The sequence below is a fragment of the Streptomyces sp. NPDC058663 genome (assembly GCF_042716745.1).
In the GTDB taxonomy this organism is placed as follows: Bacteria; Actinomycetota; Actinomycetes; order Streptomycetales; family Streptomycetaceae; genus Streptomyces.
The window spans coordinates 47040-59788 of the sequence record NZ_JBHXRV010000006.1 but is presented as its reverse complement, the minus strand read 5'-3'; the positions used below and the strand labels follow the sequence as shown (position 1 = coordinate 59788).

General features: G+C 72.1%; 12 protein-coding genes. All 12 read right to left on the bottom strand.

Annotated elements, in window-relative coordinates; translation table 11 throughout:
* Nucleotides 1-123: 123 nt before the first annotated feature.
* The 12 genes from ACFWVV_RS06075 to ACFWVV_RS06020 all read right to left on the bottom strand — a co-directional run bounded on the left by ACFWVV_RS06075 (nucleotide 124) and on the right by ACFWVV_RS06020 (nucleotide 12465).
* Nucleotides 124-516 carry a YccF domain-containing protein gene (locus ACFWVV_RS06075; RefSeq protein WP_384349868.1) on the bottom strand — a complete coding sequence of 131 codons (393 nt, stop codon included), beginning with the start codon at nucleotides 514-516 and terminating at the stop codon, nucleotides 124-126.
* Nucleotides 513-1376 carry a zinc metalloprotease HtpX gene (gene htpX, locus ACFWVV_RS06070; protein ID WP_384349865.1) on the bottom strand — a complete coding sequence of 288 codons (864 nt, stop codon included), beginning with the start codon at nucleotides 1374-1376 and terminating at the stop codon, nucleotides 513-515. The genes ACFWVV_RS06075 and htpX overlap by 4 nt, the downstream gene beginning before the upstream one ends.
* Nucleotides 1377-1532: 156 nt before the next feature.
* Nucleotides 1533-3209 (bottom strand): NADH-quinone oxidoreductase subunit N, encoded by a 1677-nt coding sequence (locus ACFWVV_RS06065; protein WP_384349863.1) that lies wholly within the window; start codon nucleotides 3207-3209, stop codon nucleotides 1533-1535.
* Entirely contained in the window at nucleotides 3206-4780 is a 1575-nt protein-coding gene (locus ACFWVV_RS06060) for a NuoM family protein (RefSeq protein WP_384349860.1), read from the bottom strand. The genes ACFWVV_RS06065 and ACFWVV_RS06060 overlap by 4 nt, the downstream gene beginning before the upstream one ends.
* A 3-nt stretch (nucleotides 4781-4783) precedes the next feature.
* Nucleotides 4784-6781, bottom strand: a complete 1998-nt coding sequence (locus ACFWVV_RS06055; protein WP_384349857.1) for an NADH-quinone oxidoreductase subunit L — start codon at nucleotides 6779-6781, stop codon at nucleotides 4784-4786.
* Nucleotides 6778-7155, bottom strand: a complete 378-nt coding sequence (gene nuoK, locus ACFWVV_RS06050) for an NADH-quinone oxidoreductase subunit NuoK (protein ID WP_384349854.1) — start codon at nucleotides 7153-7155, stop codon at nucleotides 6778-6780. The genes ACFWVV_RS06055 and nuoK overlap by 4 nt, the downstream gene beginning before the upstream one ends.
* The gene (locus tag ACFWVV_RS06045; protein WP_384350154.1) at nucleotides 7155-8024 is read right to left on the bottom strand and encodes an NADH-quinone oxidoreductase subunit J; all 870 of its coding nucleotides are present in this window, start codon (nucleotides 8022-8024) and stop codon (nucleotides 7155-7157) included. Before ACFWVV_RS06045 ends, nuoK begins: the two co-directional genes overlap by 1 nt.
* A 41-nt stretch (nucleotides 8025-8065) precedes the next feature.
* Complete coding sequence (locus tag ACFWVV_RS06040; protein WP_384349851.1) at nucleotides 8066-8839, bottom strand: NuoI/complex I 23 kDa subunit family protein; 774 nt, start codon at nucleotides 8837-8839, stop codon at nucleotides 8066-8068.
* Nucleotides 8840-8841: 2 nt separating this feature from the next.
* Nucleotides 8842-9810 carry an NADH-quinone oxidoreductase subunit H gene (locus ACFWVV_RS06035; protein WP_384349848.1) on the bottom strand — a complete coding sequence of 323 codons (969 nt, stop codon included), beginning with the start codon at nucleotides 9808-9810 and terminating at the stop codon, nucleotides 8842-8844.
* A complete protein-coding gene (locus ACFWVV_RS06030; RefSeq protein WP_384422625.1) occupies nucleotides 9807-11411 on the bottom strand; it encodes an NADH-quinone oxidoreductase subunit C in 1605 nt (534 codons plus the stop codon). Before ACFWVV_RS06030 ends, ACFWVV_RS06035 begins: the two co-directional genes overlap by 4 nt.
* Entirely contained in the window at nucleotides 11408-12043 is a 636-nt protein-coding gene (locus tag ACFWVV_RS06025) for an NADH-quinone oxidoreductase subunit B (protein ID WP_384350831.1), read from the bottom strand. The genes ACFWVV_RS06030 and ACFWVV_RS06025 overlap by 4 nt, the downstream gene beginning before the upstream one ends.
* Nucleotides 12034-12465, bottom strand: a complete 432-nt coding sequence (locus ACFWVV_RS06020) for an NADH-quinone oxidoreductase subunit A (RefSeq protein ID WP_384350872.1) — start codon at nucleotides 12463-12465, stop codon at nucleotides 12034-12036. Before ACFWVV_RS06020 ends, ACFWVV_RS06025 begins: the two co-directional genes overlap by 10 nt.
* Nucleotides 12466-12749 lie beyond the last annotated feature (284 nt).

Below are 12749 nucleotides of genomic sequence, written 5' to 3'. Positions count from 1 at the left end.
CCGTCGCGTGTTCCGTACTGCCGTACCTCTGTACTTCTGGACTCCTGTACGGGAAGACGCGGGCGGGGCGCGGAGGGTTGCCCGGCTCAGCAGGGGCGGTCGGGGCGGAGGTGGCGCCGGGGGTCAGCGGGCGGCGAAGGGCTGGTCGGTGGGGACGACTTCCTTGCCGAGGGGCATCAGGGACACCGGGATCAGCTTGAAGTTCGCGATGCCGAAGGGGATTCCGATGATGGTGACGCACAGGAGGAGGCCGGTGACGATGTGACCCAGGGCGAGCCACCAGCCCGCCAGGACCAGCCACAGCACGTTGCCGACGCAGGACGGGGCGCCGGCGTCGCGGCGGTCCACGACGGTCTGCCCGAACGGCCACAGGGCGTACAGACCGATCCGGAACGAGGCCAGGCCGAACGGGATGCCGATGACGGTGATGCAGAGCAGCAGGCCCGCTGCGAGGTAGCCGAGGAACAGCCAGAAGCCGCTGAGGACCAGCCATATGAGGTTGAGGAGTGTCTTCATGGGCGGTGTCCTGCCATCCGTTCGAGTCGGGCGATGCGTTCCGCCATCGGCGGGTGGGTGGAGAAGAGCTTGGCGGTGCCCTGACCCGGCCTGAAGGGGTTCGCGATCATCATGTGGCTCGCGGTCTCGATCCGCGGTTCGGGGGGCAGCGGCAACTGCTTGGTGCCGGCGTCGAGTTTGCGGAGCGCGCTGGCCAGGGCGAGCGGGTCGCCGGTGAGCTGGGCGCCCGACGCGTCGGCCTCGTACTCGCGGGAGCGGCTGACGGCGAGCTGGATGACCGAAGCGGCGAGCGGCCCCAGGATCATGATCAGTAGCATGCCGAAGATGCCGGGGCCCTCGTCGTTGTTGGATCTGCCGCTGGGGATCAGCCAGGCGAAGTTGACCAGGAACATCACGACGGAGGCGAGGGCTCCGGCGACCGAGGAGATGAGGATGTCCCGGTTGTAGACATGGCTCAGCTCGTGGCCGATGACGCCGCGCAGCTCCCGTTCGTCGAGGATCTGCAGGATCCCCTCGGTGCAGCAGACGGCCGCGTTGCGCGGGTTGCGGCCGGTGGCGAAGGCGTTGGGGGCCTGGGTCGGCGAGATGTAGAGGCGGGGCATGGGCTGGCGGGCGGCGGTGGAGAGCTCGCGGACCATGCGGTAGAGGCCGGGGGCCTCGAATTCGCTGACGGGACGGGCGCGCATCGCGCGCAGGGCCAGCTTGTCGCTGTTCCAGTACGCGTAGGCGTTGGTGCCCAGCGCCACGAGGACCGCGACGAGCAGCCCCGTACGGCCGAAGAAACTCCCGATGACGAGGATGAGTGCGGACATTCCCCCGAGGAGTACGGCTGTCTTCAGCCCGTTGTGCCGGCGGTGCACGGTGCGCCCTCCAAATGGTGCGGCAGGGGAACTCCTGGCTCGGTGGTGCTTCCACGTTCAGTGGACCCTCCCTCACTGGTCAACGCCAGGCGGGGAGTGCTAGTTCCCTTGTGCACCGGGGAGGCCGGTTAGGCCGTCCGGGGTGGTGTCGTGCGACTACTGGAAGAGGCTGCCGGTCGCGAAGCGGAGGATCAGCTGGGGGGCGCCGGAGAGGACGAGTCCGGCGATCAGGGTGAGGACGATCGCGGTGGCGAGGGGGGCGGGCACGGGAAGCCTGCCGGGGCGGACGCGGGCCGGGGTGGCCTGCGTGGCTCCAGGGGCCCCCGTCGTGACTCCAGGGGCCTCCGTGGCTCCAGGGACCTCCGTGAGCTCTGTGGCCTCCGCGGGCTCTGTCGCCCCCGCGGGCTCTGTCGCCCCCGCGGGCTCCGGGGAGCGGAAGAGCAGGGCCGTCCACTGGAGGTAGTAGTAGAGCGCGACGACCACGTTCACGGCCATGACGGCGGCCAGCCAGCCCAGGCCCGCGTCGACGGCCGTCGAGAAGACGGCGACCTTCGCGAAGAGGCCGACGATGCCCGGGGGCAGGCCGGCCAGGCAGAGCAGGAAGAAGCCGAGGGCCAGCGCGGCCACCGGGTTGGTGGCGTACAGGCCGCGGTAGTCGGCGATGCGGTGCAGCGGCTTCGTACGGGCGACGACGGCCGCCACGGCGAAGGCGCCGAGGTTCACGACGGCGTACATCAGCGCGTAGGCGACGGTGGAGCCGATCTGGGCGTCGCTGGTGTACGCGGCAGCGGCGATCGGGACCAGGAGGTAGCCGGCCTGGCCGACCGAGGACCAGGCGAGCAGCCGGACCGCGCTGTACGCGCGCGTGGCGGACTGGCGCAGGGCGGCCAGGTTGCCGACGGTCATGGTGAGGGCGGCGAGTACGGCGAGTGCCGGTCCCCAGACGTCGGCGTACGAGGGGAAGGCCACGACGGTGACCAGGATGAGGCCGGAGAAGCCGACCGCCTTGCCGATGACGGAGAGGTAGGCGGCGATCGGGAGGGGGGCGCCGACGTAGGTGTCGGGCACCCAGAAGTGGAAGGGCGCGGCCGCCGTCTTGAAGGCGAAGCCGACGAGGGTCAGGGCGACGCCCGCCTGGGCGAGGGTGTCCAGCTGGGCGGGGACGTCGTCGAGGCGGGTGGCGATCTCGGTGAGGTGCATGGTGCCGGTCGACGCGTACACGAAGCTGACGCCGAGGAGCATCACGGCGGTCGCGGTGACCGACGAGAGGAAGAACTTCAGCGCCGCCTCGGAGGACCGCTTGTCGCCGCGCCGCAGGCCGACCAGTGCGAAGGCGGGCAGGGAGGCGACTTCGAGGGCGACGACGAGGGTGGCGAGGTCGCGGGAAGCGGGCAGCAGGGCTGCGCCTGCCGCGGAGGACAGCAGCAGGAACCAGTACTCGCCGGCCGGGAGCTTGTCGTCCTTGGTGGCGGTGATCGACAGGAGGGCGGTGAGGAGGGCGCCGCCGAGGACCAGGACCTGGATGACCAGGGTGAAGTCGTCGGCGGTGTAGCTGCACACCGCGGCGTCGTCGATCAGGCAGAAGGTCTTGCGATCGCCCTTGCTCAGCGGGACGAGCGCGAGCAGGGACGCGGCGAGCCCCGCGACGGCGACGATACCGAGGAGGTGCTTGCGGCCCTCCCGTACGAACAGGTCGGCGACCAGGATCAGCAGCGCGAGGGCCGCCGCGATGGCGGGCGGGGCGATGGCGGACCAGTCGACGGACTGGACGAGGCTGGCGGACGGGGCGGCGGCCTGGGCGGCCCCTGTCACGGCTTCGGCGGCCACGGTCACGACTTGCCTCCTGCGAGGAGCTTCTGGACGGCCGGGTCGGTGAGGCCGAGGAGGACGGCGGGCCAGAGGCCGGCGAGGACGGTGAGGGCGACGAGCGGGGTCCAGGAGGCGTACTCGTAGGCCTGGACGTCGGCTACGGGCTCGGCGTTCTCACGCCGCTCCCCCATGCAGACGCGGCGTACGACGATCAGCAGGTACGCGGCGGTGAGCAGCGTGCCGAGGCCGGCGATCGCCATGAAGGTGAGGAAGGCGGGGCGGCTGAGCCCTTCGGCGGGGTCGAACGCGCCGAACATGGTCAGCATCTCGCCCCAGAACCCGGCCAGTCCCGGCAGTCCGAGGGAGGCGACGGCGGCGAAGGCGAGGAGGGCGCCGAGGCGGGGGGCGCTGCCGTAGAGGGCGGCGCCGGTGGCTCCGGCGAGGGTGTCGAGGTCGGCGGTGCCGTAGCGGTCCTTGAGGGCGCCGACCAGGAAGAACAGCAGGCCGGTGATGAGGCCGTGGGCGATGTTGGCGAAGAGAGCACCGTTGACGCCGGTGGGGGTCATCGAGGCGATGCCCAGGAGCACGAAGCCCATGTGGCCCACGGAGGAGTACGCGATCAGGCGCTTGAGGTCGCCCTTGTTGCCCTTGCGGGCCAGCGAGAGGCAGGCCAGGGATCCGTAGATGATGCCGACGACGGCGAAGGCCGCGAGGTACGGGGCGAAGGTGTGCATGCCTTCGGGGGCGATCGGCAGCGCGATGCGGACGAACCCGTACGTGCCCATCTTCAGCAGGACTCCGGCCAGGAGCACCGAGCCGACGGTGGGGGCGGCGGTGTGGGCGTCCGGGAGCCAGCTGTGCAGGGGCCACATCGGGGTCTTCACCGCGAGGCCGAGCGCGATCGCCAATACGGCCGTGACCTGCACGGACGTGGTCAGCCCGCGGCCGTTGTCAGTGGCGAGTGCCACCATGTCGAATGTGCCGGATTTCATACCGATGAGGAGGAGGCCGAGCAGCATCACGACGGAGCCGAGCAGGGTGTAGAGGATGAACTTCCAGGCCGCCCGGGTCCTCTGGGCGCCGCCCCACCGTGCGATGAGGAAGTACATCGGGATGAGGACCATCTCGAAGGCCAGGAAGAACAGGATCAGGTCGAGGACGGCGAAGGTGGCGAGGGTGCCGGACTCCAGGACGAGCAGGAGCGCGACGAACGCCTTCGGGGACGGGCCCGCGGGCATCTTGAAGTAGCTGTAGAGCGCGCAGAGGAAGGTCAGCAGCGCGGTCAGGACGAGGAGGGGGAGCGAGATGCCGTCGATGCCGAGATGGATCCGGATGTCGAGTGCCGGGATCCAGGCGATGTCGGTGCTTGCCTGCATCTTCGCCGGGCGGCTGTGGTCGAAGCCGGCCGCGAGGACGAGGGTGGCCAGCAGGATCACGCCGGTGACGACGATCCCGTGGCGGAGCACGGCCTGGCCGGGGGACTTCCCCTTCAGTCCGGGCGGGGCCGGCAGGAGGGCCGCGGCGGCGCCGATGAGCGGGCCGGCGACGATCAGTGCGAGAAGGAACTGCATCACGGATTCGCTGATATCGATCATGGCTCACGCTCCGGCGGCGGCGACGAGGACGGCGGCGATCGCCAGGACGACCGAACCGGCGAGCAGCGCGGCCAGATAGGTCTGCACGTTGCCGGTCTGGGTGAGGCGGACGGCGTTGCCCAGCCAGCGCGGGAGGGTGCCGGCGGCGCGTACGTACGTGTCGACGACCTCGCGGTCGAGGAAGCGGACCAGCTCGGCGCCCGCCTGGACGGGGCGGACGAAGAGGGTGCGGTAGAGGGCGTCCAGGTGGAAGCCGGCGGCCGCGTGGCGGTGCAGGGGGCCGAGCAGGAGGCGCCCCGGGTCGCCGGGGTCCTGGGCGGAGGCGATGTCGCCGTACACCGCGGAGTGCGTGGCGATGGCTTCTTCCTCGGAGGTGGCGGGGTCTGCGTCCGGGTGGGCGGCGACCGCGCCGAGGGGGATGTCGCTGCCGGCCCGGTAGCGCAGGGCGCGCCAGGCGGCGTACGTCATGATCCCGCCGACGGCGGCGACACCGGTGCCGAGGACGGCGGTGGTGACGGTCGGGGTCAGGGAGTGGACGTCGAACCAGCCCGCGAGCTGCCCGACGGCCAGGCCCAGGGCGAGCGAGGGGACGGCGAGCACCCAGAGGGTGACGCTCATGACGAGCGGCTGCCTGCCGTGGGCGGGGGCGGCGGGGCCACGGCCGCGGAAGGCGAGGAGCCAGAGGCGGGTGGCGTAGGCGGCGGTGAGGAGGGCGGTGAGCAGGCCGGAGACCAGGACGATCCAGCCGGCGCCCGCGGGGGCGGTGGCGGAGTCGCCGAGGGCGGTGTGCTCGGCGGCGACCAGGACGGCTTCCTTGGAGAAGAAGCCGGCGAACGGGGGCATGGCGGCGAGCGCGAGGAGCGCGATCGTCATCGTCCAGTACGCGTCCGGGATCTGCCTGGCCAGGCCGCCCATGCGGGACATGGCGGCGAGGGAGTTGGTGCCGGCGGCGTGGATGATCACGCCGGCGCCGAGGAAGAGGAGCGCCTTGAACGCGCCGTGGGACAGGAGGTGGAAGACGGCGGCTCCGGCGTCGCCGACGGCGAGGGCGCCGGTCATGTAGCCGAGCTGGCCGATGGTCGAGTAGGCGAGGACCCGCTTGATGTCGTCCTGGGCGAGGGCGGCGAGTGCGGATCCGACCATCGTGACGGCGGCCATCACGGCGAGCACGGTCAGGGCGGCGGCGGAGGCCGCGAAGACGGGCAGGAGGCGGGCCACGAAGTAGATGCCGGCGGCGACCATCGTCGCGGCGTGGATCAGCGCGGAGACGGGGGTCGGGCCGGCCATCGCGTCCGGTAGCCAGGTGTGCAGCGGGAACTGGGCCGACTTGCCCGCCACGCCGACGACCAGGAGGAGGGCGATGAGGGTGGGGTGGTCGAGGCCGCCGATGGCGACCGATTCGAGGATGCCGGTGATCCGGAACGTACCGGTGTCGGCGGCGAGCGCGAACAGGCCGAACAGGAAGGGGACGTCGCCGAGCTTGGTGACCAGGAAGGCCTTGAGGGAGGCGGCGCGGGCTTCGGGCGTCTCCCAGTAGTGGCCGACCAGGAAGTACGAGCAGATGCCCATGATCTCCCAGCCGACCAGCAGCACCATCAGGTCGCCGGAGTAGACGACGAGCAGCATGGCGGAGGTGAAGAGGGAGACGAGAGCGGCGTACGAGCCGTAGCGCGGGTCGTCGCGGAGGTAGGCCGTCGAGTAGGCCTGGACACAGGTCGCGACGACGGTCACCAGGACGGCGACCAGGGCGGCGAAGCCGTCGATGTGCAGGGCCAGGTCGATGGGGACCGAGCCGGTCGGGGTGAGCCGGGTGGCGGCGTCGACGGCCTCTTCCCCGCCCTGCCGTACCGCCACGGTGATCGCCAGCGCGAGGGCGGCCACGGTGGGCAGCAGCGCCAGCGGGCGTACGAAGCCGGGGGCGGTTCTGCCGAGCAGCAGCCCGGCGGCCGCGCCCAGGAACGGCAGGAGGGGGACGAGGACGGCGAGGGTCGTGGTGGTCACGCGGCGGCCTCTGCCTTCTGTGCCGGGCCGTTGCCGGACGCGGGGGGTTCGGGCCCGTCGTCGGCGGCCGTCTCGGCGGTGTCACGGAGCTTGTCGATGTCCGAGGTGCCGCGGTTGCGGTAGACCATCAGGACGATCGCCAGGCCGATGCCGATCTCGGCGGCGGCGATGGCGATGGTGAAGAGGGTCAGGGCCTGGCCGGTGTGCAGGGTGTCGCGGAGCCAGACGTCGAAGGCGACCAGGTTGAGGTTGACGGCGTTGAGCATCAGCTCGACGGACATCAGAACCAGGATCGCGTTGCGGCGGGCGAGGACTCCGTAGAGGCCGACGCAGAAGAGGAGGGCGGCGAGCACGGCGGGATAGGCGAGGTGCATCAGCTCTGCTCCTTCGACTTGCCGGCGTCGCCGCCGTCACGGGTCTCGCCGTGGGTGGCCCCGGGGGTCTCGCTGCGGGTGGTTTCGCGGGTCGCGTTGCGGGGGGCCTGCGGCGTCCCGCCGCGGGTGGCCTCCGGGGTCCCGCCGCGGGTGGCCTCCGGGGTCCCGCCGCGGGTGGCCTCCGGGGTCGCGCCGCGGGTGGCTGCCTGCGGCTTCGGCTTCTGCGGGGGCTTCCGCTTGGCCGGGCGGGCTTCGGGGGCGTCCGGGTCCGCGTCCTTGCGGGAGAGCACGATGGCACCGACCAGGGCAGCCAGCAGCAGCACCGAGAGGGCTTCGAAGGGAAGGACCCAGTGCTGGAAGAGGAACTCGCCGGTGAGCTTGGTGGAGCCCTGGACCGGCCCGTCCAGGTCGATCCAGGTCGTGCGGAACGCGTCAACGACCACCCAGACCAGGGCGGCCGCCGCCGCGACGGCCACGGCGAGGGCGACCGGCCGGTTGCCCGAGTCGGCGTCCGGGGAACGGCCGATGGGGGCCCTGGTGAGCATGAGCCCGAAGAGGAGGAGCACGACGACCGAGCCGACGTAGATCAACACCTGGACCCAGGCGATGAACTCGGCGGTGAGCAGCAGGTACTCGACGGCGAGGCCGCCGAGGGCGACGACCAGCCAGAGGGCGGCGTGCACCAGCTGCTTGGTCGTGACCGTGATGACGGCCGCGCCGAGGGTGACGATGCCGACCAGCAGGAAGGCGATCTCCACGCCGGTCGGCGAGAGGAAACCGTGGCTGACCGCGGCGAGGGACGAGGTGGCCTTCGCCGAGGCGCTCGCGGCCGTCGTCGCCGTAGCCGTAGTCGCTGTCGTCGTGGCCATCGCTGTGACGGTCGCCGTGGCGGCCGCTGTGGCGGTCGCGATCATGCCGGGCCCTCCTGCTGGTCGGGCCGGGTGGGCTGATCGGCCTGGGCGGGCCGGTCGGGGCGGACCGGCGCTGCCTCGGCGGGCGCGTCGGCCCGCGCAGCTCCGGCGGCTCCGGTGGCTCCGGTGGCCTCAATGGCTCCGGTGGTTTCTGCAGCGCCGGCGGCCCCGGTGGTTTCTGCAGCTCCGGTGGCTTCCGGGGCCGCAGCGGCTGCCGCTGCGGCCTCCGCTTCCGCCGCGGCTGCCTGCTGGGCTGCTTCGAGCTTCTCGGCGGCCTTGCGGGCTGCCGCGACCTCCTTCGGCTCCTCCGCGCCCGGGTCGAGAGCGGGCGGTTCCGGCACCGTCCACATCCACTCGCGGAGCTTGTCCCGCTCGTGGGTGAGTTCGTGGATGTCGGTCTCCGCGTACTCGAACTCCGGCGACCAGAAGAGGGCGTCGAAGGGGCACACCTCGATGCAGATCCCGCAGTACATGCACAGCGAGAAGTCGATGGCGAAGCGGTCGAGGACGTTCCTGCTGCGCTCGCGGCCGCCGGGGGTGGCGGCCGGCACCGTCTCCTTGTGGGAGTCGATGTAGATGCACCAGTCGGGGCACTCGCGGGCGCACAGCATGCAGACCGTGCAGTTCTCCTCGAAGAGGCCGATCACGCCGCGCGTACGGGGCGGGAGCTCGGGCTGCGTGTCGGGATACTGCGCGGTGACGGTCTTCTTCGTCATCGTGCGGAGGGTGACGGCGAGGCCCTTGGCGAGGCCACTCCCTGGGATGGGTGCCATGACTACTGGATCGCCACCTTCACGATGCCGGTGAGCGCGATCTGCGCGAGAGCGAGCGGGATGAGTACGGTCCAGGACAGCTTCTGCAACTGGTCCTCGCGCAGTCGCGGATAGCTGACCCGGAGCCAGATCACGACGAAGGCGAGTACCGCGGTCTTCAGCAGTGTCCAGACCCAGCCGAGACCGTCCGCGCCCCACGGGCCGTGCCAGCCGCCGAGGAACAGGACGGTGGTCAGGCCGCAGACGATGACGATGCCCGCGTACTCGGCGAGCAGGAACAGCGCGAAGCGCAGTCCCGTGTACTCGGTGTACGCGCCGAAGATGATCTCCGAGTCGGCGATCGGGGCGTCGAACGGCGGGCGTTGCAGCTCCGCGAGCCCGGCCGTGAAGAAGACGAGGGCGCCGATGATCTGCCAGGGCAGCCACCACCACTCCCACGCGTTCAGGATGCCGCCGAGCGAGACCGTGCCCGCGGCCATGGCGACCGAGGCGGCGGCCAGCAGCATGGGCAGCTCGTACGCGAGGAGCTGGGCGGCCGTGCGCAGGCCGCCGAGCAGCGAGAACTTGTTGGCCGAGGCCCAGCCCGCCATGAGGGAGCCGAGGACGCCGACGCCCATGACGGCGAGCACGTAGAAGATGCCCGCGTCGATGGCCTGGCCGACCGCGGTCTCGCTCGGGCCGATCGGGATGACGAGCAGGACCAGGAGGTACGGGAGGAGGGCGACGGCAGGCGCCAGCTGGAAGATCCGGCGGTCGGCACCGCCCGGAACCACGTCTTCCTTCTGCGCGAACTTCACGCCGTCGGCGACGAGCTGCGCCCAGCCGTGGAAGCCGCCCGCGTACATCGGGCCGAGCCGGCCCTGCATGTGCGCCATCACCTTGTGCTCGGCCTGGCCGACCACGAGGGGCAGGACCAGGAAGAGGACGAAGACGAGGACCAGCCGGAGGGCGACGTCGAGTACGTCGTTCACGCGGTATCGCCTCCGGCGGGGGTGGGGTGGTCGGGGTCTTCGTCACGGGCGGACGGCTCGGGGGCAGGGTCCTGCTCGGGGGCAGGGTCCCGCTCAGGCGCAGGGTCCCGCTCAGGCGCAGGGTCCTGCTTGGGGGCAGGGTCCCGCTCGGGGGCAGGGTCCCGCTCAGGCGCAGGGTCCCGCTCAGGCGCAGGGTCCCGCTCAGGCGCAGGGTCCCGCTCAGGCGCAGGGTCCCGCTCGGGGGCAGGGTCCCGCTCGGGCGCAGGGTCCTGCTCGGGCGCTGCGGCCGGATTCTGCTCGGGATTCGCAGCTGGGGACGGCTCGGGTGCCGCGTCCGGGGCGGACTCAGGTGTCCCGGCCGGGGCCCGCTCGGGCTCCGGGTCGGCTCCGAAGGCGGGTTTCGGGTCGTGCCACGGGGCGTCCGAGGAGGCTGCGCGTGCGGGCCGGGGCGGCTTGGCCGTACCGCTGTCTGCTTCCGGGGGCACGGGGGCGGCAGAGGCACCGGGTGCGGCGGTCGCTTCCGGGGCCGCGGGGGACGCCTGAGTCGGCGTCTGGCCGACCGAGCCGTCTGCCGCGCTGCGCGAGCGGCGCGGACTGGCGGGCCGAGCCGTCGCCTCTGCGGAGTCCCCGGGTGCGGCGGACGCGGCGGTGGCTTCCGGTTCCGCAGGGAGCGCAGGGGCGGCCGGGGCACCGGAGGCCTCCGGTGCCGCCGGGGTCCCTGGGGTGGCTGGGGTCCCTGGGGTGGCTGGGGTGGCTGGGGTGGCCGGGGTCCCCGGTACGGCCGGGGTCCCCGGGGCGACCACAGGACTCACCGGCGTCGGGGTCGGCTCCGGGGTCTGGGACGCCGAGCCCTCGCTCACACTGCGGCTGCGGCGGGGCGGCCGGTCGGCAGCACCTGCGGCGCCCGCTGCGCCCGCGGCTCCGGCGGCACCCGCCGCACGCGCGCCCCTGGCCGGGCGGTCCGCCCCCGCCCCGGCGGCGCCCGCCGCGCGGGCGCCCCTGGCCGGGCGGGCCGGGGCGGGCGGGAGCTGGCCCTTGAGGGGGCCCCATTCGTTCGGGTCGGGGACGCCGGGGGGCAGCATCTGGCGGCGCTTGGGGCCGCCGTGCTCCGACTCACCGGGCTCCTTGGCGCCGGGCCAGGCCTTGGCCACGCGGGCGGCGAGGACGAAGTCCTTGCGCAGCGGGTGGCCTTCGAAGGTGTCGGGCAGCAGGAGGGGCACGAGGTGGGGGTGGTCGGCGAACTCGATGCCGAACATCTCGTGCGTCTCGCGCTCGTGCCAGGAGGCACCGGCGTAGACGTCGACGGCCGTCGGGAGCACGGGGGCCTCGTGCGGAACCGTCGTACGGACCATCAGGCGTCGCACCGTACGGCCTTCGAGGGAGACGACGTGTGCGGACACGCGGAAACCGGTGCCGGGCTCGTCGACCGCGCTCAGCCAGTCGAAGTAGGTGCAGCCCAACTCGTCACGGCTGATCTGCAGCGCGGTGATCCACGAGCCGGGGGGCACGTCGACCGTGAGCAGGTCGTACGTCCGCTCCGCGGTGGCCTCTTCGCCGAAGATCTCGGTGACGTGGTCGGGCAGGGCGTCGTAGGCGGTCACCGGTCGGCTCCCGGGGCGGGCGGGGGCGTGACCAGACCGCTCTGCAACGAGGAAACGGACGGGCGGGGCCCGGAGTTCCCGTACCGGTCGGCCAGCGATTCGCGGGCGATCTTCTCCTGGAGCTTGAGGATGCCCTGGAGGAGCGCTTCGGGGCGGGGTGGGCAGCCCGGTACGTACACGTCGACGGGGATGATCTGGTCGACGCCCTTGGTGACGGAGTACGAGTCCCAGTACGGGCCGCCGCAGTTGGAGCAGGCGCCGAAGGAGATCACGTACTTGGGCTCCGGCATCTGCTCGTACAGACGCTTCACGGCCGGGGCCATCTTGTCCGTGACCGTGCCGGACACGATCATCAGGTCCGCCTGGCGCGGGCCGGGGGCGAAGGGGATCACGCCGAGCCGGATGAAGTCGTGCCGGGCCATCGAGGCCGCGATGAACTCGATGGCGCAGCAGGCCAGGCCGAAGTTGAACACCCAGAGGCTGTAGCGGCGGCCCCAGTTGAGGACCACCTTCATCGACTCGGGCGCCAGGCGGGAGAGGACACCGAGGCGCTGGGGGGTGGGCAGGTCCACCGGAGCGCCCGCCGGGGCGGTCTCCTGAGCGGCCGCCCGGGGAGCGGGGGTCACGTCCATTCGAGGACGCCCTTCTTGTATGCGTAGAGCAGGCCCACGGTCAGGAAGCCGAGGAAGATGAACATTTCGATGAGCGTCGTGGCGCCGTACCCGGCGGCCGCGAAAACCGTCGCCCACGGGAAGAGGAAGATCGAGTCGACGGCGAAGATCACGTACAGGAACGCGTAGACGTAGTAGCGGACCTGGGTGTGCGCCCAGCCCTCGCCGACGGGGTCGACTCCGCACTCGTACGTCAGGAGCTTCTCGGGTGTCGGCACCACCGGGCGCAGCAGGCGTCCTGCGCCGAAGGCCACGGCGACGAAGAGCACGCCGATGACGGCGAGCAGGCCGACCACCGAGTAGCTCTGGAAGTAGTCCGCCGCCAAGTGCGCTGGTGCCGTCTGCGCGGTCGCCGGTTGCGCGGCGGCCCATTCGATCGGCACGGTCCAATCCGGCACGTCCCGTCCCTCGCTCCCCGGCCTTTCGGCGCCCTGTGGTGTGTTTCGTGGTACGACCGCAGTCGCTCGTCGGTATCGGCCGCGGTCGGTCGTCGATCTGTACGCACGGGAGTCTAGGGCCTGGGTGGGATCCCTCCTGTTCGAGCGCAGCCGGTGACCCGGGTGAGCCGGGCCGCGGCACCGTGTCCCGGCGGACCACGCGCAGGGGTGGGGCTGTCCCCACCCCTGGTCGCTGGCCCACCCCATGGCGCCGGGGTGTGCGGCGCGGC

What these genes read in the sequence shown, in the direction of transcription:
- ACFWVV_RS06075 (WP_384349868.1), bottom strand. Translation starts at nt 516, where the DNA reads ATGAAGACACTCCTCAACCTCATATGGCTGGTCCTCAGCGGCTTCTGG.
- ACFWVV_RS06060 (WP_384349860.1), bottom strand. Translation starts at nt 4,780, where the DNA reads ATGATCGATATCAGCGAATCCGTGATGCAGTTCCTTCTCGCACTGATC.
- nuoK (WP_384349854.1), bottom strand. Translation starts at nt 7,155, where the DNA reads ATGCACCTCGCCTATCCCGCCGTGCTCGCCGCCCTCCTCTTCTGCGTC.
- ACFWVV_RS06045 (WP_384350154.1), bottom strand. Translation starts at nt 8,024, where the DNA reads ATGGCCACGACGACAGCGACTACGGCTACGGCGACGACGGCCGCGAGC.
- ACFWVV_RS06040 (WP_384349851.1), bottom strand. Translation starts at nt 8,839, where the DNA reads ATGGCACCCATCCCAGGGAGTGGCCTCGCCAAGGGCCTCGCCGTCACC.
- ACFWVV_RS06025 (WP_384350831.1), bottom strand. Translation starts at nt 12,043, where the DNA reads ATGGACGTGACCCCCGCTCCCCGGGCGGCCGCTCAGGAGACCGCCCCG.